This window comes from Williamsia muralis, from assembly GCF_002735905.1.
Lineage (GTDB): Bacteria > Actinomycetota > Actinomycetes > Mycobacteriales > Mycobacteriaceae > Williamsia > Williamsia muralis_A.
In genome coordinates this window covers 38,913-58,950 of the sequence record NZ_PEBD01000004.1, presented here as the reverse complement: position 1 = coordinate 58,950, position 20,038 = coordinate 38,913, and the positions used below count along the sequence as shown (strand labels likewise).

Below are 20,038 nucleotides of genomic sequence, written 5' to 3'. Positions count from 1 at the left end.
CCGCATCGCGGACTCGCCAGTGCCATTTACCAACCAAGCACTTGCTAGGTATGGTGTCGAGGTGACTATCCCGAGCCCTCTCACCGCTTCCGAGCTTGGCGTCGACACCACCCCGGTGGCGTACGAGACCGTGGGCGCCGTCGCGTACGTGACGTTGAACCGTCCCGACTATCGCAACGCGCAGAACTCGGTCATGACGTACTCCCTCGACGCGGCGTTCGTGCGCGCCGTCAACGATGCCGACGTCAAGGTCATCGTCCTGCGTGCAGCGGGCAAACACTTCTCCGCCGGTCACGACATCGGCACGCCTGAACGCGACTTCCACGTCGAATACCCGAACACCGCCACCCTGTATTGGGACCACACCGACCGCACCGGCGGTGACCAGCGCCTGGCCCGCGAAGTCGAGGTGTACATGGGGATGTGCCGCCGCTGGCGGGAGATCCCCAAACCCGTGATCGCACAGGTGCACGGTGCCTGCATCGCCGGCGGGATGATGCTGGCCTGGATCTGCGACTTCATCGTCGCCTCGGACGACGCGTTCTTCTCCGACCCGGTCGCCCGGATGGGCATCCCCGGGGTCGAGTACTTCGCCCACGCATTTGTGCTCGGCCCACGCCGCGCCAAGGAGATCCTCTTCACCGGCCAGCGGTTCGGAGCCAAGGAAGCCCTCGACTGGGGCATGGTCAACCACGTTGTCCCCCGCGACGAACTGGCCGCGAAGGTCGACGAGATCGCCGGGAACATCGCCGAGATGCCCCAGCTGGGACTCGCGCTGTGCAAGAAGGCCGTCAACATCTGTGAAGACCAGATGGGCATGCGGAACGCGATGGACTCGGTCTTCGGCTGGCACCACTTCGCACACAGCGCCAATGCCGAAGCACCCGAGGGTGACCCCTTGGGCGGCATGGACGCCAAGTCGATGAAGTCCAGCGCTACCAAGCAGGAGTCCTGATGGATCTGCTCTTCGACGACGCGGCGAACACCTTTCGCGAAGAGGTCCGGGGCTGGCTGTCCGAGAACGTCCCGGAAAAGCCGCTGCGGTCCATGGACAGCGCCGAAGGCTTCGAACAACACCGACAGTGGGAGGCCACCATGGCCGATGCCCGCATGTCGGTGGTCAGCTGGCCCGAAGAGTTCGGCGGTCGCGAGGCACCGCTGCTGCACTGGCTGATCTTCGAAGAAGAGTATTACCGCAGCGGGGCTCCGGGCCGGGTCAGCCAGAACGGCATCTTCCTCCTGGCACCAACGCTTTTCGAACATGCTCACCCTGATCAGCTGACACGGATCATGCCGCGGATGGCACGGGCCGACGACATCTGGGGTCAGGCGTGGAGCGAACCCGAGGCCGGCAGCGACCTCGCGTCGCTGCGATCCACCGCAACTCGTACCGAAGGCGGCTGGCTGCTCAACGGTCAAAAGACCTGGAGTTCACGATCGAGCTTCGCGGACTGGGGTTTCGGCCTGTTCCGTTCCGACCCGGACTCGGTTCGGCACCGCGGGATCACCTATTTCATGTTCGACCTGCGCGCAGAGGGTGTCACCGTCCGGCCCATCAATCAGCTCGACGGCGAGCCAGGATTCGCAGAGCTGTTCCTGGAGAACGTCTTTGTGCCCGACGATCCAGATCAGCCCGGCGAGTCCGGAGTGATCGGCGAGGTGAACAACGGCTGGAAGGTGGCCATGAGCACCGCGGCCAACGAACGTGGACTGTCCCTCCGCTCCCCCGGCCGTTTCCTTGCCACCACCGACCGGCTGCTGAACCTGTGGCGCGACACCGCACCCGAGCTGCGCGCCGGGCTCGGCGACCGCGTCGCCGATGCGTGGATCGGTGCCCGAGCGTATGAGCTGTCCACGTTTGCCACCGTCAGCAGACTGGCCGAGGGCGGACAGCTGGGCATGGAGTCATCCATCAACAAGGTGTTCTGGTCACAGTGGGACATCGCAACCCACGAGACAGCGTTGGATCTGCTGGGCCCGGAATCCGAAGTCGCGCTTCGGCACCCGTCGGGCGACTGGACCGACGGGTACCTGTTCTCACTGTCGGGGCCGATTTATGCCGGTACCAACGAGATCCAGCGAAACGTGATTGCCGAACGACTGCTCGGACTTCCGCGAGGGGACCGCTAGATGAGATTTCTGCTGGAAGACGAGCACCGCGATCTCGCCTCGTCGATCGACGCGATGCTCGCCAAGAGCGATCTGCCCGCGGTGATTCGCGCGTGGAACACCGGGGACCTCGAACCAGGGCGCAAGGTGTGGTCGAAGCTGGCCGAGACCGGCGTCAACGCACTGCTGATCTCCGACGACAACGGCGGCATGGGCGCCGGCGCCGTCGAGATGGTCGTCGCGGTCGAGGCACTCGGCCGTTACGGAGTACCCGGGCCCGTTGCCGAAACTGTTGCTGCAGTACCGGTTCTGCTTGCCGATGCCGCACTGACCGAACCGTTGGCCGCATTGGCAGAAGGTGCACTGGCCACGCTGGCTCTGCCTCCCGAGGTTCCTTTCGCAGTCGATGTGGAAGTCGCCGAACAGACCTATCTCGTCGACGGCTCGACCTTGAGCACCGGGATGGGTACGGACCCGCGCCCGTCGGTGGATCTGGCGCGCACGCTCTCGGTAGTGCAGGCCGGCGAACGGCTGGCCGATGTCGATGCTTCCCGCGCATTCGACTTCGGTGCCCTGGCGACGGCGGCGCAGCTCATCGGCCTCGCGCAGACCATGCTGACCCTCACCAGCGAGTACGCGAAAACGCGGAAGCAGTTCGGCAGGGAAATCGGTTCATTCCAGGCCGTCAAACACCATCTCGCCGATGTGGCGATCGCCGTCGAGATGGCACGACCACTCCTGCACGGAGCAGCACTCACCCTGGACGGACAAGTACCCGAACCACAATTCGCCTCGCGCGATGTGTCAGCGGCCAAAGTCGCAGCGGGAGAGGCCGCCTACCTCGCCTCCCGGGTCGGCCTGCAAGTGCTCGGCGCCATTGGCTACACCCAGGAGCACGATCTGTCGCTGTACCTGACGAAGACCCGAGCCCTGCTGTCGGCGTGGGGTACGCCGGCCGTCCACCGGTCCCGCGTTCTGGAGTCGATCAGCGCATGAGCATCTACTCCCCCGGGATCGACACCGAAGAGCAGTCCGCACTACGTGATTCGGTTGCTGCGCTGCTACGCCGCAGTGGCGACTCCGCAAGCGTGCGAGCGGCGATGACGTCGGAGAACAGGTACGACCAGGCTCTGTGGTCCACCCTGTGCGAACAGATCGGCGTCGCCGCACTGGCGATCCCGGAGCAGTTCGACGGTGTCGGCGCGACGCTCACCGAAACCCATGTGGTCCTCGAAGAATTGGGCAAACACCTCTCCCCTGTTCCGATGCTCGGTTCTGCGGTTCTCGCCACGCAGGCCCTGCTCCTCAGCAGAGACGACGAAGCCTGCGCGCGTACCCTTCCTGACCTGGCATCGGGCGAGAAGGTGGCCGCACTGTGCTGGGCAGGCGAATCCGGCTGGAACGAACCCGGAGTGGAAGCGAGCAGCGGGATTCTCTCCGGTACCAGCCACTACGTACTCGACGGAGAGTATGCCGACGTGTTGTTGGTCCTGGCCCGCTCGGGTGAGCACGTCACGCTGCATCAGGTGGATGCGAACGCCGACGGCATCACTCGAGTAGCCCGTCCCACCATGGACCCCACGCGGCCGCTGACAACCGTCACCTTCGAGGATGTCGATGCCATCGCCATCCCCACGGCCGAGAATCTGGTGACCAACCTCCGGGCGACCGCATTCGTCGCGATCAGCGCCGAACAGGTGGGGGCAGCTCGCGCAGCGCTCGACCTGACCGTCGAATACACGAAGTCGCGCAAACAGTTCGGACGGGTCATCGGCTCATTCCAGGCACTCAAGCACCGGATGGCCGACATGTACGCGCTCACCGAGACTGCGCATTCCATCTCCTACGCAGCCGTCGACGCACTCGTCAACGGAACCGACGAAGCGCTTGCGCTCGCCGACGCTGCCCGGGTGTACTGCTCGGACGCGTTCAACCACATTGCCGCCGAGACCATTCAGCTCCATGGCGGAATCGGCATCACATGGGAGCACGACGCGCATCTGTACTTCAAGCGTGCACATGGGACTGCTCAGCTGATCGGTCAGCCCCACCACTCACTGGGACGACTGGCACAAGCGGCCGGCCTTTGAATTTTGCACCTCAGGCGCCGGATAGGGACGCCGAGCACCTCGGCACGGGTGTACCGGTGCTCGATTGGCGATTCACTGTGTTGACAGCCTGATCCGGCACGCGCCATCTCTCACCTCTGCTCATTCGATCAAACGCGGTTGGACGCTCCTCAGTCCTGACGAAATTCCAACACGTCATACCCCTTGACTGCCGGTTTGCTCATAAGTGACGATTTACTCAATTACCTGAGGAGATCACTTATGACGGTGCCGGCACACACCCCGCATGCCGATCTGCACAGTGGCGATGGCGCTCGCCCTGGCGATCCCGAGGACCGAGCGGCGGCACCCGTCATCAAGGTTGTCGACCTAGCCTGGCTCGAGTTCGAGAAACCGAACATCGCGCAGGCCGAACGGTTTGCTCACGACTTCGGTTTCACCACCGTCTCTCGGACCGCCGATCAGCTGTCCTTACGCGGTACCTGGGCCGGGGCGCCCTGCGTCCTGATCCGGCGGTCACATCGATCGAAGTTCATCGGACCGGCGTTCCGTGCGGCCGGCAAAAACGACCTCCTGCGACTGTCCCGTGAAACTGGGCGGCGCGTCTACCCTCTCGGCGACCTCGGCGGCGCGGCCATCGACCTCACCGATCCGTCCGGGATGGTAATCCGGGTGGTTGCAGGGCTGACCGACCTACCTTCGCTCCCCGACCAAGATCCTCTGACGTTCAACTTCGGGGGAAAGGTCGAGCGGGTCAACGGTGTCCAGCGTCCGCCTCGCGAACCTGCGCGAGTACAGCGCCTCGGACACGTCGTGATCGAGACGCCACGTTTTCGCGAGAATCTTGCGTGGTACCAGGAGATGCTGGGATTGATCGTCAGCGACTTCCTCTTCTTCCCCGGTCAACGTGACCGCGGTCCGACGATGGCATTCATGCGCTGTGATCGTGGTGGTGAGCCGGCCGACCATCATTCTCTGGCAATGACTTTGGGGCCGATGTCCCGGTACATCCACTCGGCGTATCAGGTGGCCGACCTTGATGCCGTCGCCGCGGGGGGCGCCTACCTCGCCGATCGCGGCTATCACCACGCGTGGGGAATCGGCCGTCACATCCAGGGCAGTCAACTCTTTGACTACTGGCGGGACCCGGACAGATTCATGGTGGAGCACTTCGCCGACGGGGACATGTTCGACAGCACCATCGAGGCGGGATGGTCGCCGATGACCGCAAGCGGACTGTCGCAATGGGGGCCGCCCGTGACCCGCGATTTCCTCGGCGCCAGCCCTGATCCCGATCTGGTCAAGGGCATGGTCGCCGGCCTTCGCGACGACAACGAGTTCGACATCCACCGCCTTCTGGGCCTACTGAAAGTGGCACGTTCATGACCACAACCGTCCTGCGAACCGACACCGGCTGGTGGGTCCAGCGCGATCAGACCGCCTACCCCATCCGCACATCCGCGAAGACCACGGGCGAGCTACTGACCGATCGTGCCGCAATAGACGCCGCATCCACCGACGACGGTTCCGGCGGGACCCCCGTGGCGGACTTGACCCTCCTCTCCCCCGTGACCGCGCCGTGCCGCGTGGTCGCGCAGATGGTCAACTACCGCAGCCACGCACAGGATTCGGGGATCAATCCCGACAGGGTGTCGGCCACCTTCTTCCGCAAATCGTCGGGTTCGATCACAGGCCCGTTCGACGACATCATCAAGCCGGCGCACGTCGCACTGCTCGACTACGAGGTGGAGATCGGTCTCGTCGCCGGAGCCTCCATCGCAGTCGGCACTTCCGTCACCACCGACACCCTCAGCGAGTACTTCGCGGGAGCCGTGATCACCAACGACGTCAGCGCTCGCGATGTGCAATTGCCGAAAACCCAGTTCTACGAATCAAAGTCGTACCCCACCTTCACACCGGCGGGACCTCGGCTGGTGCTGCTTACGCACGAGGAATGGCGCCGGTTCGACCAGCTTCGCCTGCAACTCTGGGTCAACGGTGAACGTCGGCAGAACGGGCGGGTCGGCGGCGACATGATCATCGATCCGGTGAGCGCGCTCGCCGTGCTCACCGGCTTTCAACGCCTCGACGCCGGAGATCTCCTGCTCACCGGCACTCCCGGTGGCACCGCGCTGACCGCGCCACCCAAGCCCATCGAGATCATTGGTGCACTCATTCCGCCGCACGTAAAATGGAAGACCTTCTTCAAGCGTCAGGCAACAAACCCCAAGTACCTCAAAGACGGCGACGTCGTCGAGGTCCGTATCGCGACCGACGACGGTGCCATCGATCTGGGCCGTCAACGCTGCCACGTCACCTACGCATGACCGCCCAGCGCGACCCCGTCGTGATCGTCGGCGCGGGCCCAGTCGGGCTCGCCTGCGCTCTGCTCCTTGCCAAACGCGGTGTTGCCACGGTGATCCTGGAGCGTCACCGCGAACCGTATCCGCTGCCACGCGCGGTGCACCTCGACGACGAGGTGTTCCGGATACTGCAGGCCGCCGGCGTCGATGAGAAGTTCGCGCCGCACACCCGGGCGATGCCGGGCATGAGGCTGATCAACGGACGCGGGCGAGTAATGACCGAGTTCGCCCGCAGCACCGAGGACGGCGCCAACGGCTACCCGCTGGGAAGCATGTTCGACCAGCCCGACCTCGAAGGTGTTCTTCTCGACGAAGCAGCGTCCGTCGACCTCATCGACCTGAGGCGTGGTTGCCAGGTCACCGATGTTGCCGGCGGCGCACGGCCGGTGGTGTGCTACGAGAACAGCAGTGGCGGCACAGACTTCGTTGATGCGGCCGCTGTGATCGGGTGCGATGGGGCCAACAGCCTTGTGCGCGATCAACTCGGTATCACCATGCGCGACTTCCACTTCGACGAACGATGGTTGGTGATCGACGTCCTGACCCCGGCACCGCTCGACGTGTGGGGCGGTGTCCATCAGATCTGCGACCCCGACCGCGCTGCGACGTTCATGCCGGTCACCGGAAGCCGATACCGCTGGGAGTTTCGTGTGCACGACGGCGAAGACCTCGACGCACTGCGATCCGAGCAGACGTTGCAGAAGCTGTTGTCACCGTGGATGACCCCGTCTGAACTCGCGGATTCGCAGATAATGCGCCAGGCCGTCTACACCTTTCGCGCACGGGTGGCCCACACCTGGCGCAACGGTCGAGTCTTCCTTGCCGGCGACTCCGCTCATCAGACACCGCCGTTTGTCGGGCAGGGACTCGGCTCGGGATTACGCGACGCGTTCAACCTGACGTGGAAGTTGGCCGACGTTCTCGACGGTTCTGCACCTGAGTCGCTGCTTGACACCTACGAATCCGAACGAAAACCGCATGCCACCCGAATCATCCTGACGGCGTTGGCAGTCGGATGGGCCCTCACCGGTGGGCAGGACCGTCTCGCTTCCGTCCGCAGAGCAGCAGTCACAGCGGTATGTCACGTTCCTCGCATCGCACATGCTCTGCCCGATGCAAGCCCTTCCCTGCGCCACGGGCCACTGGTTCGGCGCCGCGGAATACTGTCGCGCCTCAACGGAACCCTGTTCCCGCAACCGCGGGCGTGTACGGCCGGCGGCATTCACCGGCTCGACAACCTGCTCGGACCGCGCTACGCATTGATCACCCGTGGTCCCTTGCGGGATGACACGGCCCATCGGCTCGCGCGTATGGGACTGACGCACATCGACGTTGAGGCTCTGGCGTGTATCCCGTCGACGAACCCATCCCCGTCTGAGGTGATGCGGGCACATCACACGTATGCGGTGCTCCTCCGGCCCGACCGTGTCGTGATGGCATCAGCCCGAACCGAAGCCGATGTGGAGCAACTGCTGTCCGTCTACCGACGCGCACACCGTACCCCCATCACGAACGTCGCGGCATGACAGCCCGATCACCTCTTGGAGGCATAGACATGCTCAACACGCGGTCGCGCCGAGATGTCCCGGTGGTCGATGTCGACTTGTACGGACAGACGGCACTGATCGATCCGCAACCCGTTTACCGGCAGATCCGCGACGCGGGCTCGGTGGTGTGGCTGCCGAAACACAAGGTGTGGGCGATGGGTCGTTTCGACGACGTCCGGAGTGCACTGCGTGACAATGCCACCTTTCGTAGTGGCACCGGGGTCGCGGCGAACCCGGTCGCGAATCTGCTCGGACGTAAGACCGTATTGTCCAGCGATGATGAACGCCATTCGGCCCGTCGTCGAATACTGATGCAGTCGTTGGTATCACGCGCAATCCGGCCGTCGTTGCCCGTCCTTCGCGACGAAGCACGCGCGACCGTGGACCGACTGCTGGAACGGGACTCATTCGACGGAGTTGCGGACTTTGCCTCCCGGCTTCCGATTGCGGCAGTTGCAGATCTCGTCGGTGTCGAAGTGGGACCGCAGCAGTTACTCACCTGGGGTGCCGGCACATTCGACATTCTCGGTCCGCTGAACCGACGAGCCATCGACGCGACTCCGACGGCATTGGGGTTGCTGCTCTACACGATGCGACTGCGCCGTTCGCAGGTCACGCCCGACGGATGGGCGGCCAGTGTTTTTGATGCTGCCGACCGCGGGGAGATCAGCAGGTCCGAGGCGCGAACCATGGTGATCGACTTCGTGGCACCGAGTCTCGACACCACCATCCTCGCGACGAGCCAGCTGCTCTGGAGCCTGGGCCGCGATCCGAAGCTCTACGCTCAACTCAGAGCCGACCCCGAATTGATCCCTACCGCCGTGGTCGAGGCGGTGCGCGTGGCGTCACCTGTTCGCGGCTTCACTCGAAGGGTGAGTCACAACACGGACATCGACGGTGTGAGGATCCGGGCAGGTGAGCGCGTTGTGCTGCTTTACGCCGCGGCGAACATGGACGAGCGCCACTTCGACGATCCCCAGACATTCTCACTGCACCGACGAGGCAGCAATCTCGGCTGGGGACACGGGATGCACACGTGTGTAGGCATGCAGCTGTCCAAGCTCGAGATGCAGACCCTGCTGCGCGAGTTGATCGCGCGGGTCAAGACCATCGAAGTGTCGGATCCGGTTCCGCTCTCGAACAACTGTCTGCAAGGTTTCGCCTCATTCCGCGCCAGGTTCAGCTGAGCCGCAGGCCGGCACACCTGGGTGGCCCCGTCGGTATACTGCCGAGGGCCACGATTGACTGTCGAAAACGCAGGAGCCCGAGTGACGCAGGGTAATCGACTCGAGCGCCGCAAGGCGCGCACCCGGGCGGCGCTTGTCACCGCTGCGCAGGGTTTCATCGCCGACGGCAGGGTCAATGCACCCGTCCTCGAGATCACCCAAGCCGCCGACGTCGGAATGGGCTCGTTCTACAACCACTTCGAGAGCAAGGAAGACCTGTTCAGCGCGGCAATCGACAGCGCACTCGAATCGGTCGGGGCGTACCTCGACACCTTGACCGAGGGGCTCGAAGACCCGGTCGAGGTGTTCACTCAGTCATTCCGGCTCGCCGGGCGGCTGTTCCGCCTCGAGCGAGACCTGAGCCGAGTGCTCCTGAACTCGGCGATGTCGCCGATCACCTCCGATCTCGGACTCGCTCCGCGATCGCGCCGCGACATCCTGGCCGCATCGCAGCAGGGCCGATTCGACGTCAAAGACGTTGAGCTTGCACTGGCGTTGGTGGCAGGATCCCTACTGGCACTGGGACGTCTGTTGCTGGACGACCCTGATCGTGACAGCGAAGCCGCGGTCGACCGAATGGCGACAGACGTATTGAGAGCGCTCGGGGTGCCGCTGTCCGAAGCCCACGAGCTCTGCCACCGGCCCCTCCCCCCGTCCTACGACTCCGCGCTTCGCTCGGTCATCGAACGAGCCATCCCACCGTCAGATCCCGCCTGACCGTTCAGGAGTCTGTGGTTGTTTCCTCGTCTATGTCAGCCGGGCGAGGACCCCATCTCCTCAAACCCAGGGATTCGAACCCGACGACGTAGATCAGCGTCCACAATACGAGCCAGTCGATGAATCCCAGGGCGTTACCGTTCACACCGGCTGCGACTTCGGGCTCGTGCAGAACGTGCTCTGCGACCACCGAGTAGTAGAGAAGGAACGTGCCGACGGCCAGCACCAAGGTGAGTACAGCGCGCACCGGTGGAGCGAACCTGTTGCCGAAGCCATTCGCCCAGAAGATCATCCAGAATGCCCAGCACACGCCGATCTGAGCCGGGAACTGATGCAAAACGCTCCCCAATTCATCGGATGCCTGCGAACCGAGCAGAACCTCGGCGAGTGGGATCATCAGGAAATAGATTGCGGTGCCGAGGCAGAGGTTGCCCAAGGTTGCGGCAACAGCGGTCCTACCGCCGCCTCCGAACAACTTCCACGGCCAGTTGTCGAGCGTCTGCCCGGTCAGGATCACAGCCACCACGATCGAGTAGAACCAGCCGAGTACGGTGTCGACCGTCATCAAGGGATCGGTCGCGGACAACGACACTGACGGCAACCCGAAAACAACATAGAGCGTAAGCGTGGGGACAGCGATGAACGCTATCTCGCACAAGCCGATGAGGGGCTGCGTCATCTTCAGCGCGGTCCACGGCCAGTGTTGCCAATTGAGTACAACCATCACCCAGGTCGCGAACCCGAACAGTACGAACAGCGCGCCGGTGAAGTAGCCGAGCCCACCTTCGCGACTGCCGGCGAAATCGGGAGAGATCGAGCCGAGCCCGCTTCCCAGAAGCCAGGTCACCGCGACCGCAAAGACGGACGTCGATCCCAGGATCGCCAGCCCTCGCAGCGGTTGGGAAAGTCTGTCGAATCCGACAAAACCGCAATTGAATCCGATGAAGACTATGAACAGGATCGCCCAGAAGAGAGCAGCATTGAACGGCAACGGGTAGAAGCTCCACGGACTTGTTGTCGGGTCAGCCAGCACGTACCAGGTGACCATTGAAATAGCCATGGCGACAATCAGATTCGCAAACCCAAACGCCAGCCAGCGACGTTGTGGCGACTCGGGTTCGGTGGTCGGTGGCGCGTCCGGTTCGGCGCCTGCGGTTGCGGTCATTGTGTCGTCTCCTCGAGGTGTGTGCGGTTGGCGTCGCAACTATGAGCTGGATCACAAAGCCGAGGGGAGGGTTGCGGACGGTTGCAAGGTGAGGCGTAGACATCCAGACACGTTGCAACGTCCTGCAACCCTGTTGCTTGTGCGCCAGGTCACATAGACATGGATGCATCGGATAGAGCCGATGTGACCCGTGAGGAGTAACCCGATGCGCGCAGCTGTGTATTACGGCCCCAACAAGGTGGAAGTCGCCGACGTACCCGAACCGTCACCTGGCGAGGGGGAGGTGAAGGTCAAGGTCGGGTTCAACGGGATCTGCGGTACCGACCTCCATGAGTACTACGCGGGGCCGATCTTCATTCCCACCGAACCGCACGCACTCACTCACCAGCAGATGCCGCTCGTGCTCGGACACGAGTTCTCCGGCACGGTCGTCGAAATCGGTAAAGGGGTGACCGGAACCAAGGTCGGGGACCGCGTCGCGATCGAGCCCCTGTATCGCTGTGGGCAGTGCGGGCCCTGCCAGTCCGGCAACTACAACATCTGCCAGCAGATAGGTTTTCACGGCTTGATGTCCGACGGCGGCATGGCCGAGTTCACTGTCGTTCCGACGAACATGATTCACCATCTACCTGACAACGTCTCACTCGAACTCGGCGCGCTCGTCGAGCCGATGTCGGTCGCGTTCCACGCCGCAACCCTCGGAGATCCCGAACCTGATGACACCGCAATGGTGTTCGGTGCAGGCCCGATCGGTATCGGGCTGTGGTTCGCGCTCCGCGGAAAGGGCCTGAGCGAGATCTACGTCGTCGAACCGTCTGCTACGCGTCGGGCCTCCATCGAAGCACTCGGCGCGACAACACTGGACCCGACAGCGGTCGACGTGCCGGGCTTCATCGCAGATGCGACGGGAGGCCGTGGTGCTGACGCGATCTACGACGCAGCCGGCGTCCAGCCCGCCGTCGAATCCGCTCTGGCGTGTATCGGCGCACGCAAGCCACTGATCAGCGTGGCGATTTACGAAAAGCCCCTCACCACACCGTTGCAGCGGATTGTGATGAACGAATCCCGGATTCAGGGGTCCTTGTGCTACACCTCCGCCGACTATGAGTCGGTGATCGAATTGATGTCGCAGGGCAAGTACGACACGACTGGCTGGGTCGACAAGATCACCCTCGAGTCGGTGATCGATGACGGCTTCGAGGCGTTGCACGCCGGCACGAAGATGAAGGTACTGGTCGACCCCGCGAAAGGACAGTCATGAGCATCGCTCTCATCACCGGAGGCGGACAGGGAATCGGCCGAGGTATTGCGCTTCGCCTCGCGAACGACGGTCATGACATCGCTCTCGTCGATGTCAACAGGGACTCGGTCGAGTGCGTCGCCGCCGAGGTCCGCGAGATCGGTCGCAAAGCAACCACTTTCGTCGCCGACGTCAGCGATCGAGACGCTGTGTTCGCAGCTGTGGACCATACGCACGACTTCCTGGGCGGGTTCGACGTCATGATCAACAACGCCGGTATCGCGCAGGTCGCACCGATCGACGATGTCCGTCCGGCCGACGTACAGAAGATCTGGGCAGTCAACGTCGACGGGGTGTTGTGGGGAATACAGGCTGCAGCAGCGAAGTTCAGGTCCATCGGCGGCAGGGGCAAGATCATCAACGCCTCGTCCATCGCCGGGCACGACGGGTTCGCGATGCTCGGTGTCTACAGTGCCACCAAGTTCGCGGTACGCGCCCTGACTCAGGCGGCGGCCAAAGAGTATGCGGCACATGGAATAACCGTCAACGCCTATTGTCCAGGCGTCGTCGGGACCGACATGTGGGTGACCATCGACAAGCGATTCGCCGAACTCACGGGCGCCGCGGAAGGCGCAACGTACGACAAGTTCGTGGATGGTATTGCGCTCGGAAGGGCCCAGACGCCGGAAGATGTGGCCGCATTCGTGTCGTATTTGTCCGGCCCGGACTCGGACTACATGACAGGCCAGGCCGCACTGATCGATGGCGGACTGGTCTTCCGGTAGCCCACCTCCTCGTTGGTGATGGAGCACAACAGCGATGACTCGGTCGCCAGGCCCTGAACCGGCCTTGTCTGCGGGTGAGGATCCCCTCCGCTACGCGCAGATTCTGTCTGCTGTGTATGACGCAACCATGGGCGGAGGAAAATCTCCCGCACGTCCGCGCGAAGTGGTCGGCGCTTCGTGGCGCCGTCTGCGCGGCCTCGGAATCGACCCTGAACAACCCCGTCCGGACGTTGATCACATGGACATTGCGGAATTGGAGTTCAGGCGACGCGAATCAGGGTTGTCCGAGATCCTTGGCGACCTCGCGCACGGGTTGGAATCAGTTGTGCGGGACGGAGAGAACATCCTCGTGGTCGCTGACCACCATGGACGGGTGTTGTGGCGCAGCGGCTCTGCGTCGGTACTTGACAGAGCCAACGCACTTGGCTTCTCCGAAGGAGCGAGCTGGGCAGAAGATTCTGTGGGGACCAACGCCATCGGAACCGCGCTGGTCTCGCGTCGGGCGGTACAGATCTTCTCGGCGGAGCACTATGTCCGCAGCCACCATCCGTGGACATGCGCCGGAGCTCCCATCAAGGACCCCAGGACGGGCCATGTCGTCGGCGCGGTGGACGTCAGCGGCCCGGCCAGAACCGTCCACCCGACCACTTTGGCATTGGTCGATACCGTCGCTCGACTGGCCGAGTCACGATTGCGTGAAGCTCATCGGCAGCACCTGGACCGGTTGCGGTCGATCGCCGCGCCGATGCTCGCCCGGTTCCAGTCCCCTGCGCTCGCCGTGGACTCCGACGGGTGGGTTGCGGCGGTCGAGTCGGTTGCGTTGCGAGACCGCGTCCTGTTGCCGGACGATCTCGCCATCGGCCGGTGCTGGTTGCCCGAACTCGGGGTGTGTGACTTCGAGCCTCTACCCGGCGGCTGGCTTGTCCGTCCGTGCGTATCAAGACTCGGTGAACCCGCCTCCGGAACCGGTATGGTCACGACCATCAGCATCAATCTGCGTCAGTCCCAACACCCTCGAGTCCACATACGCAGCGAACTCGGCGAATGGACACACGAGCCCACACCTCGCCACACCGAGATCCTCTACCTGCTTGCCATGCATCGAGAGGGCCGCAGCGCGGCCCAGTTGGCTGTCGATCTGTTCGGGACCGGAGGACGCGCCATCACCGCCCGGGCCGAGATGTCGCGCCTCAGAAAGCATTTCGCGGGAATCGTGCTGGCACAGCCTTACCGCTTCGACGAAAGAGCCGGCGTCGAACTTCTGCTTCCCGCCGACCGCGAGAATCTCTTGCCATACTCCGCCGCGCCTGCGATCGCTCGGGCACGGCGCCGAGAGTCGGCCAATACCCGACCGTGAGCACTGAAGTGCATCACCGGCTGCTTTGCCACACCAGCAGGACCTACCGTTGAGTGGTGAGACTCAGACGTCGTTGTGTTGTGTGCTCGGATGGTCTGCGTTGACGAGCCGGCCACAGATGTCGACCACAGGGACGTTGGTGTCCTGCGATAGTTCCCGCAGGATGCCGAAGGCCTGGGCAGCGTCGATCGCAAACCTTTCCATGAGCATCCCTTTGGCTTGTCCGATGAGATCTCGTGACTCCAAGGCTCTGTTGATGTGCTCGAGTCGGTCTGCCGCCGACAAGGCGATTGCGGCGTGGGTCGCCAGGATGACCGCATCTTCTCTGATCTCACGAGTGAATGCCGAAGGCTCGACGGCGAACAAGTTGAGCGCCCCGAGAGTTTGGTCTGCAGCCCTGAGCTGAATCGACATCAATGATCTGATCTCGGTCTGCTCAAGCACCGCAGCCATCAGAGCAGGCCATCGGGTCTCGGTGGTCACAGCGTTGACCGTCAGCGGCCCGGGTTGCCACACTGCGTCAAAGCAAGGACCGGTTCCGTGTTCGTGGTGCAACGCATCGATGCGCGTGGAGACATCCTCGTCGACGAAGGACAGACCGATCTGGTTCGTGCGACCGCGCACTTGCCTACTGACCAAGGTCACACTCGCGTAGTCAACCGCCGGCAGTAGTCCGACAGCTGCTCTACGCACCTCTCGAAGTACGTCATCGGGCGTCACGCCAGTCCAGGGCCCATGCAATCGAAGGGCGCACTCGGCCAGTTCTTTGTAAAACATCGAATTGTGCTGGTTGCGTTCGGCGTCCACTCTCAAACGCTGCATCTCGGACGCGGCCGGTCGATCAGCGCTAGCCGCCGGTCAGCTTGTTCTTGATGTTGGTGGCGGCGTCCTCGGTGTCTTCGACACCGTCTTTGACTGCTGCCGACAACTGGTCGGCCTTGCCCTCGCCCTTGAGTTCATCGTTGCCGGTCAGGTCACCGGTGACCTCTTTCGCTTTGCCACCGAAGTCTTCGGTCTTGTTGGACAACTTGTCATCGATTCCCACTGGTTTCTCCTTCTTCATAGAAACGCCGGTCGCCAGGTCGGCGGTTGTCAGCGTTGTTCTCCATGTGCAGCAGTGCCTGAACACGCAGGTCTGCGCCATCAACCGCGGTCCGGATCAGCTCAACGCTGTCCTCCACCACCGCAGAGATTTCGTCGTAGGTGTGATGTGGCTGCGCGGTTACGGTGATCCGTACCAGCTTGCGTCCACGATCGTCGGTGGCAACCGCTTTCACTCGGTCGAACATGCGGTGCCCGCGCAGGTCGTCTGCCACCGACGAAGCCAACAGCTTCGGTGGAATTGTCAAAGACCCGCCGGAATCGCTTCCCGTCAGCTGTATGTCGTCGATCTTCCCGGTTCTGAGTGCGGTCAAGACCAGTGACGTTCCCCAGAAAAGCGCGATGATTGCGACAGCGGCCAGCACTGCGGGCCACCAACGACCGTCTGCTGCCCGTTGCGGCGCATCGAAGTCGATCCTGTTCACCAGTTGGCGAATCGAGTCGACCCCGAGTCTCCACCCGATTGCCGCAACACCCGCTGCCACCAACAGTGCGCCGATCAGCCCAACCGTGAAACGGTGCCCCGCCGCCGGTCCGTGGTTCATCGCCGACCACCCTCTGCCACACGGGGAACCGAGGTTTTGATGTTGGCGCGCAAAGGTAAGTCGATTGCGGACAACACCTCGTCAACTGCGGTGCGTACGGTGTCGTGAACGCCGGAGGCGTCGACCGTGACCTTCACCCGGCGCCGACCGACGACGGTTTCGGCGTGTACGACGCCAGGGAGTGCGGTCACCGCGCTGGTGCATCGCCTCGCGATGTCGCTTCGCCGGGTCCACAGCGCTTCATGCCCGGCGAGCTGAACGTACTGTCGCCGGCGAGGGCGAAGCGACTGCCACAAGCAGCCCAACCCGACGGCTACGGCGGCGGCCGAAGCCGGCCACATCCATTGTTGCCACGAGCTTTCCGCCACCCATCGTGCGGCGGAGTGACTCCACTGTTGTCCCCTGACCCATCCGATCTCGATCAGTAGATCGTGTGTGGCGATCGCGGCGACAGCGAGCATGATCACTCCGAAAACTGCCCCCGTCCTGGCCGCCGCGGGCGCTCCACTCGGTGGCGGCACTCTTGCCGGGCGAGGGCTCGTGAATTGTTCTGGCGCAACATCTACACGGTCAGGTGCATCAGCTGTTGCGGAACGATGTCGCGCACTCAAGCCTGCTCACCCACTCCCCTGTACTCGCGTTCTCCTTCAGCGGTGGGTAGCTCCACCAGCCTGGCATGCGACCGACCTGCAATGCCGTGTCCGCCATGGCGGTCCGAACTCGATATCATCTGCGCCACAGACACATCGACTCGCGACGGAGCCAGGCCCGTCAGGCGGTTCATGTCGTGCGCCACCTGCCGACGGACCTGCCTGCAGACTTCGGCGACTGCGCTCGGCCAGCGCAGAGCCACAATCACCATCAACTGCGGACCGGCGCTCGGCGCCATGTCAACTCGCACCTGCGGGTAGGTCGCACCGACGACTGCACCCAGTCCGCTGTGGTGTCGCACCACAGCATCAACCGAGAGTGCCGCGCGTGTAGCAATTTTCGCGGCCACCCGGTCGGCGATGACGAGGGTGCCACGGTCCGCGCGAGCGGTCGCGTCGGCTGAATCAGTCACGATCGCGTCTCCGCACGAGCGCACTCAGGTCGATGACCCCGTCTCGTTGCAGTCCGAGAGCAAGTCCGATTCCACCCAGGAGTACACCGATCACGAAGCCGCCGAATCCACCGGTGACCGCCGCGATCGCCAGCAGCAGTCCGGCCAGCAAACCGATGCCGGCGTTGGTGCTCATGTGAGCTCGTTTCGGTGGGCAACAGTGCCATCTCTGGTGGTGATGTCGTCGATCGTGACCAAAACCGGTTTGCCGGTGATCGATTCGGCGATGTCGCGCGCACGGGCGCCGACGGCCAGCAAGTCCGAACCTGCCGTGGCGACGATGTGCACCTCACCGCGCGCGTCGGACAGGGCTACTCCGTTGATTCGAGTTCCCGGCAGGTAGGTTGCGATCTCGCCGAACACGCCGCCATAGAGGCCGGCGACGCCGTCGATCTCACACACCGCATCGGCGACCTGCCGGGCCTCCACACCCAATCTCCCTGACGCGGAGGACCTCTGGCTGCTCTGCATCACTGCACTCGTGGGTTGTCAGAGGCGTCGTCGTCCACTGCGATGTCGTGAACGGTGACGTTGACCTCCGTCACTTCGAGTCCTGTCATCTGCTCGATCGCATTGACCACATTGCGACGGATTGCGGCAGCCAGCTGGTGAATTGCCACTCCGTAGTCGGCCACGATGCCCACGTCGACGGCTGCTTGCCGCTCACCGACCTCGACCTCGATCCCCTGGGTCGACGCCGTCGAGGTGCCCGGCAAGACGTCACGGACGCGTCCGACCACTCGCTCCGCACTTCCGCCCAGGTCGCTGACCCCACTGATCTCGCGGGCAGCGATTCCTGCGATCTTCGCGACCACGGTTTGGGAGATTGCCGTGCGGCCTCGATCACCACTCGTGGGAACCACACTCTTGCCACCACTGGCTGCGCCCTGTGCGCTTGTGTCGTGTGCAGGTGTGGTCGTCGTGTCAGACATCAGCAACTCCTTGTGCCCATTTCTTCGGCTCGTCCCCGGAACTCGCTGGACGTTGGCCCTTCACCGAGTTAGTCCCGCGGGCAAAGTGAAACGGCACGCACGACGTCAAGCGATCTACGTCACAGGACCACGTCCACCTCGCCGCACGGACGGCCATCTCGACAAGCAATTGAGCATTGCTATGCTTCGCGCTGGGATTGGGGATCATTCGCGAAAAGACTGCCTCGGGTGGACTGCCACCGGATGGACTGACCTGTCGATCGTTGGTCAGCGGTGGAGTTGCATCGGCCGGTCGATCGGGGTGAGTCAATAGTAGGCAGCGTTCGATGACCGGCCGAGAACTCAGTCGGTTCGACACCGATCAACGCTGCCCTCGGGTGTCGGCCCGCTTCACCGAAGCGCGGCCGGGGGCAAAGGAGTAGCTGACGTTCATGTCAACGGTTCATCAGGGACATTCGACTCGGGCCGCCCGGCCAGATTGCCCGACGGCCAGCCAAGCACCTCCCTCGCCATGTGGACAAGGAACTACGACGTCATTGGGTAACCTTGGTGAACCGTCCTGACAACGGAAGTATTCGTGCAGCGTGTAAAAAGGCGCGCGCATGACCGAACGCGACCACGAGAAGCCTGACGCGGGTCCGGCCGACGAGTCGCCCGATGATCGGTCGGCAGACACGCATCGGATGGGTGGTCGGCTATCGCTGACCGAGCTATCCGATGACGAACTCGCCGGAGCAGCAGCGGTAGGGGACCAGGAGGCGTTCGGTGTTCTCATCGCAAGGGTGTCTCCCATATTGCTGCGATATCTGCAGCGGATGGCCGATCCCGTCAGCGCTGAAGACCTCGCGCAGGAAACCCTGCTCAGTGTCTGGAAAGGGCTTCCCGACTTTGACTTTCGCAGCTCGTTCCGAACCTGGATGTTCACCATCGCCTATCGTCGTCTGGCCGACTCACTGCGGAAGAAGCGTGATGTCCCGACCGACGAAGCACGATTCGTCGATCTCGAATCACCAGAGCCACTGCCCGCTGAAGTCGCCATGGGCACCTCTCTGCTCGAGGCGCTGCGCACCGAACTGGACGCTCTTCCGCCGACGTCACGATCCACATGGTGGTTACGTGAGGTCGAGGGACTGTCGTTGGCAGAGATCGCCCGCGTTCTCCAGATCAGCACAGGCTCCGCGCGCGGCCACCTTCAACGCAGCCGGCGGTATCTGGCCACACGCCTGGCGCCCTGGCGCCCCGGCAGCACCGAGCACACGTCGGAGCCGGACTCCAATGGAGCGTCTTCATGAGTGATGACGTCTACGACGACCATGACGACGATCTCGATCCGACCGATGCGTGGTTGGTCGAGGCCAGCCACCGTCTCGATGACACCGACAGCGATGTGTCGCGTCTCGTGGCCCGAATCTCGTCCAGTCTCAATCGGGTTCGTCGACCCGCTCGTGCACTGGCAACGGATATGCCCGGGGTCTGGATCAGCGACCGCGTTGTCAAACAATTACTGGCGACGCAGATCAGAACCGGACTCGGTCGCCTGGTGGTGTTCGCTTCACTCGACGGTGCCGGTGACCAGATACATGCTGTCCGAATCGGATTGATCGCGCGGTATCGAGATGATCTGCCCGTCATGTCAGATCACGTTCGCGATGCAGTCGAGGACGTGCTCGTGCGCACCTTGGGTGCCAAGGTCACTGCACAGGCTTGCCGCGCAATCCACGTGCGCTGGCAAGACGTGTACTCACGCGAATGGCTCAGCTGAGCAGTGGCCGCGGCACCG

23 protein-coding genes are annotated in these 20,038 nt (G+C 63.3%); 14 read left to right on the top strand and 9 right to left on the bottom strand.

The features are described from left to right. The first annotated feature begins 61 nt into the window (after positions 1-61). The 9 genes from CSW57_RS00890 (at position 62) to CSW57_RS00850 (ending at position 10,031) form a co-directional block, all read left to right on the top strand. Positions 62-955, top strand: coding sequence for an enoyl-CoA hydratase (locus CSW57_RS00890; protein ID WP_062795746.1), 894 nt, complete (start codon positions 62-64; stop codon positions 953-955). Continuing rightward, positions 955-2,130 carry an acyl-CoA dehydrogenase family protein gene (locus tag CSW57_RS00885; RefSeq protein WP_099381067.1) on the top strand — a complete coding sequence of 392 codons (1,176 nt, stop codon included), beginning with the start codon at positions 955-957 and terminating at the stop codon, positions 2,128-2,130. The genes CSW57_RS00890 and CSW57_RS00885 overlap by 1 nt, the downstream gene beginning before the upstream one ends. Next, positions 2,131-3,105, top strand: a complete 975-nt coding sequence (locus tag CSW57_RS00880; RefSeq protein ID WP_099381066.1) for an acyl-CoA dehydrogenase — start codon at positions 2,131-2,133, stop codon at positions 3,103-3,105. Further along, positions 3,102-4,199 (top strand): acyl-CoA dehydrogenase family protein, encoded by a 1,098-nt coding sequence (locus tag CSW57_RS00875; protein WP_099381065.1) that lies wholly within the window; start codon positions 3,102-3,104, stop codon positions 4,197-4,199. Before CSW57_RS00880 ends, CSW57_RS00875 begins: the two co-directional genes overlap by 4 nt. 240 nt (positions 4,200-4,439) lie before the next feature. After that, complete coding sequence (locus CSW57_RS00870; RefSeq protein ID WP_099381064.1) at positions 4,440-5,564, top strand: VOC family protein; 1,125 nt, start codon at positions 4,440-4,442, stop codon at positions 5,562-5,564. Next, complete coding sequence (locus tag CSW57_RS00865) at positions 5,561-6,505, top strand: fumarylacetoacetate hydrolase family protein (protein ID WP_099381063.1); 945 nt, start codon at positions 5,561-5,563, stop codon at positions 6,503-6,505. Before CSW57_RS00870 ends, CSW57_RS00865 begins: the two co-directional genes overlap by 4 nt. Next, the gene (gene mhpA / locus CSW57_RS00860; RefSeq protein WP_099381062.1) at positions 6,502-8,067 is read left to right on the top strand and encodes a bifunctional 3-(3-hydroxy-phenyl)propionate/3-hydroxycinnamic acid hydroxylase MhpA; all 1,566 of its coding nucleotides are present in this window, start codon (positions 6,502-6,504) and stop codon (positions 8,065-8,067) included. The genes CSW57_RS00865 and mhpA overlap by 4 nt, the downstream gene beginning before the upstream one ends. A 29-nt stretch (positions 8,068-8,096) precedes the next feature. Beyond that, entirely contained in the window at positions 8,097-9,275 is a 1,179-nt protein-coding gene (locus CSW57_RS00855; RefSeq protein WP_099381061.1) for a cytochrome P450, read from the top strand. Between the two features lie 81 nt (positions 9,276-9,356). After that, positions 9,357-10,031 carry a TetR/AcrR family transcriptional regulator gene (locus CSW57_RS00850; protein ID WP_099381060.1) on the top strand — a complete coding sequence of 225 codons (675 nt, stop codon included), beginning with the start codon at positions 9,357-9,359 and terminating at the stop codon, positions 10,029-10,031. A 4-nt stretch (positions 10,032-10,035) separates the two neighbouring features. Here CSW57_RS00850 and CSW57_RS00845 read toward each other — a convergent pair whose 3' ends face one another. Continuing rightward, on the bottom strand, positions 10,036-11,196 hold the full coding sequence (locus tag CSW57_RS00845; RefSeq protein ID WP_099381059.1) for a hypothetical protein: 1,161 nt from the start codon (positions 11,194-11,196) through the stop codon (positions 10,036-10,038). 205 nt (positions 11,197-11,401) lie between these two features. Between CSW57_RS00845 and CSW57_RS00840 the strand changes: the two genes are divergently transcribed. From CSW57_RS00840 to CSW57_RS00830, 3 genes are read left to right on the top strand one after another with little or no spacing between them, the layout of a single operon-like run. Beyond that, positions 11,402-12,457 (top strand): 2,3-butanediol dehydrogenase, encoded by a 1,056-nt coding sequence (locus tag CSW57_RS00840; RefSeq protein ID WP_099381058.1) that lies wholly within the window; start codon positions 11,402-11,404, stop codon positions 12,455-12,457. Then, entirely contained in the window at positions 12,454-13,221 is a 768-nt protein-coding gene (locus tag CSW57_RS00835; RefSeq protein WP_099381057.1) for an acetoin reductase, read from the top strand. Before CSW57_RS00840 ends, CSW57_RS00835 begins: the two co-directional genes overlap by 4 nt. 34 nt (positions 13,222-13,255) lie before the next feature. Next, positions 13,256-14,578 (top strand): GAF domain-containing protein, encoded by a 1,323-nt coding sequence (locus tag CSW57_RS00830; RefSeq protein WP_099381056.1) that lies wholly within the window; start codon positions 13,256-13,258, stop codon positions 14,576-14,578. 63 nt (positions 14,579-14,641) lie between these two features. Here the strand turns inward: CSW57_RS00830 and CSW57_RS00825 are convergent, their stop codons facing one another. The 8 genes from CSW57_RS00825 to CSW57_RS00790 all read right to left on the bottom strand — a co-directional run bounded on the left by CSW57_RS00825 (position 14,642) and on the right by CSW57_RS00790 (position 18,258). Beyond that, a complete protein-coding gene (locus CSW57_RS00825) occupies positions 14,642-15,298 on the bottom strand; it encodes a GAF and ANTAR domain-containing protein (protein WP_189339094.1) in 657 nt (218 codons plus the stop codon). 127 nt (positions 15,299-15,425) lie between these two features. Next, positions 15,426-15,623, bottom strand: a complete 198-nt coding sequence (locus CSW57_RS00820) for a CsbD family protein (protein WP_099381054.1) — start codon at positions 15,621-15,623, stop codon at positions 15,426-15,428. Continuing rightward, positions 15,610-16,224: a hypothetical protein gene (locus CSW57_RS00815; RefSeq protein ID WP_099381053.1), complete on the bottom strand. Its 615-nt coding sequence runs from the start codon at positions 16,222-16,224 to the stop codon at positions 15,610-15,612. Before CSW57_RS00815 ends, CSW57_RS00820 begins: the two co-directional genes overlap by 14 nt. Then, positions 16,221-16,685, bottom strand: a complete 465-nt coding sequence (locus CSW57_RS00810; protein WP_143696440.1) for a DUF6286 domain-containing protein — start codon at positions 16,683-16,685, stop codon at positions 16,221-16,223. The genes CSW57_RS00815 and CSW57_RS00810 overlap by 4 nt, the downstream gene beginning before the upstream one ends. A gap of 146 nt (positions 16,686-16,831) precedes the next feature. Next, positions 16,832-17,287 carry an Asp23/Gls24 family envelope stress response protein gene (locus tag CSW57_RS00805; protein ID WP_223248970.1) on the bottom strand — a complete coding sequence of 152 codons (456 nt, stop codon included), beginning with the start codon at positions 17,285-17,287 and terminating at the stop codon, positions 16,832-16,834. Then, on the bottom strand, positions 17,280-17,462 hold the full coding sequence (locus CSW57_RS00800) for a DUF2273 domain-containing protein (protein ID WP_099381051.1): 183 nt from the start codon (positions 17,460-17,462) through the stop codon (positions 17,280-17,282). The genes CSW57_RS00805 and CSW57_RS00800 overlap by 8 nt, the downstream gene beginning before the upstream one ends. Then, on the bottom strand, positions 17,459-17,755 hold the full coding sequence (locus CSW57_RS00795) for a hypothetical protein (protein ID WP_223248969.1): 297 nt from the start codon (positions 17,753-17,755) through the stop codon (positions 17,459-17,461). The genes CSW57_RS00800 and CSW57_RS00795 overlap by 4 nt, the downstream gene beginning before the upstream one ends. A gap of 41 nt (positions 17,756-17,796) precedes the next feature. Then, on the bottom strand, positions 17,797-18,258 hold the full coding sequence (locus CSW57_RS00790) for an Asp23/Gls24 family envelope stress response protein (protein ID WP_099381049.1): 462 nt from the start codon (positions 18,256-18,258) through the stop codon (positions 17,797-17,799). Between the two features lie 683 nt (positions 18,259-18,941). Between CSW57_RS00790 and CSW57_RS00785 the strand changes: the two genes are divergently transcribed. Next, on the top strand, positions 18,942-19,550 hold the full coding sequence (locus tag CSW57_RS00785) for an RNA polymerase sigma factor (RefSeq protein WP_099381944.1): 609 nt from the start codon (positions 18,942-18,944) through the stop codon (positions 19,548-19,550). Continuing rightward, a complete protein-coding gene (locus CSW57_RS00780) occupies positions 19,547-20,020 on the top strand; it encodes a hypothetical protein (RefSeq protein WP_099381048.1) in 474 nt (157 codons plus the stop codon). Before CSW57_RS00785 ends, CSW57_RS00780 begins: the two co-directional genes overlap by 4 nt. The last annotated feature ends 18 nt before the right edge of the window (positions 20,021-20,038 follow it).

What these genes read in the sequence shown, in the direction of transcription:
- CSW57_RS00875 (WP_099381065.1), top strand. Translation starts at nt 3,102, where the DNA reads ATGAGCATCTACTCCCCCGGGATCGACACCGAAGAGCAGTCCGCACTA.
- CSW57_RS00840 (WP_099381058.1), top strand. Translation starts at nt 11,402, where the DNA reads ATGCGCGCAGCTGTGTATTACGGCCCCAACAAGGTGGAAGTCGCCGAC.
- CSW57_RS00800 (WP_099381051.1), bottom strand. Translation starts at nt 17,462, where the DNA reads ATGAGCACCAACGCCGGCATCGGTTTGCTGGCCGGACTGCTGCTGGCG.
- CSW57_RS00870 (WP_099381064.1), top strand. Translation starts at nt 4,440, where the DNA reads ATGACGGTGCCGGCACACACCCCGCATGCCGATCTGCACAGTGGCGAT.
- mhpA (WP_099381062.1), top strand. Translation starts at nt 6,502, where the DNA reads ATGACCGCCCAGCGCGACCCCGTCGTGATCGTCGGCGCGGGCCCAGTC.
- CSW57_RS00845 (WP_099381059.1), bottom strand. Translation starts at nt 11,196, where the DNA reads ATGACCGCAACCGCAGGCGCCGAACCGGACGCGCCACCGACCACCGAA.
- CSW57_RS00855 (WP_099381061.1), top strand. Translation starts at nt 8,097, where the DNA reads ATGCTCAACACGCGGTCGCGCCGAGATGTCCCGGTGGTCGATGTCGAC.
- CSW57_RS00830 (WP_099381056.1), top strand. Translation starts at nt 13,256, where the DNA reads ATGACTCGGTCGCCAGGCCCTGAACCGGCCTTGTCTGCGGGTGAGGAT.
- CSW57_RS00780 (WP_099381048.1), top strand. Translation starts at nt 19,547, where the DNA reads ATGAGTGATGACGTCTACGACGACCATGACGACGATCTCGATCCGACC.
- CSW57_RS00880 (WP_099381066.1), top strand. Translation starts at nt 2,131, where the DNA reads ATGAGATTTCTGCTGGAAGACGAGCACCGCGATCTCGCCTCGTCGATC.
- CSW57_RS00785 (WP_099381944.1), top strand. Translation starts at nt 18,942, where the DNA reads ATGGGTGGTCGGCTATCGCTGACCGAGCTATCCGATGACGAACTCGCC.
- CSW57_RS00885 (WP_099381067.1), top strand. Translation starts at nt 955, where the DNA reads ATGGATCTGCTCTTCGACGACGCGGCGAACACCTTTCGCGAAGAGGTC.
- CSW57_RS00865 (WP_099381063.1), top strand. Translation starts at nt 5,561, where the DNA reads ATGACCACAACCGTCCTGCGAACCGACACCGGCTGGTGGGTCCAGCGC.
- CSW57_RS00790 (WP_099381049.1), bottom strand. Translation starts at nt 18,258, where the DNA reads ATGTCTGACACGACGACCACACCTGCACACGACACAAGCGCACAGGGC.
- CSW57_RS00815 (WP_099381053.1), bottom strand. Translation starts at nt 16,224, where the DNA reads ATGAACCACGGACCGGCGGCGGGGCACCGTTTCACGGTTGGGCTGATC.
- CSW57_RS00835 (WP_099381057.1), top strand. Translation starts at nt 12,454, where the DNA reads ATGAGCATCGCTCTCATCACCGGAGGCGGACAGGGAATCGGCCGAGGT.
- CSW57_RS00810 (WP_143696440.1), bottom strand. Translation starts at nt 16,685, where the DNA reads ATGCTCGCTGTCGCCGCGATCGCCACACACGATCTACTGATCGAGATC.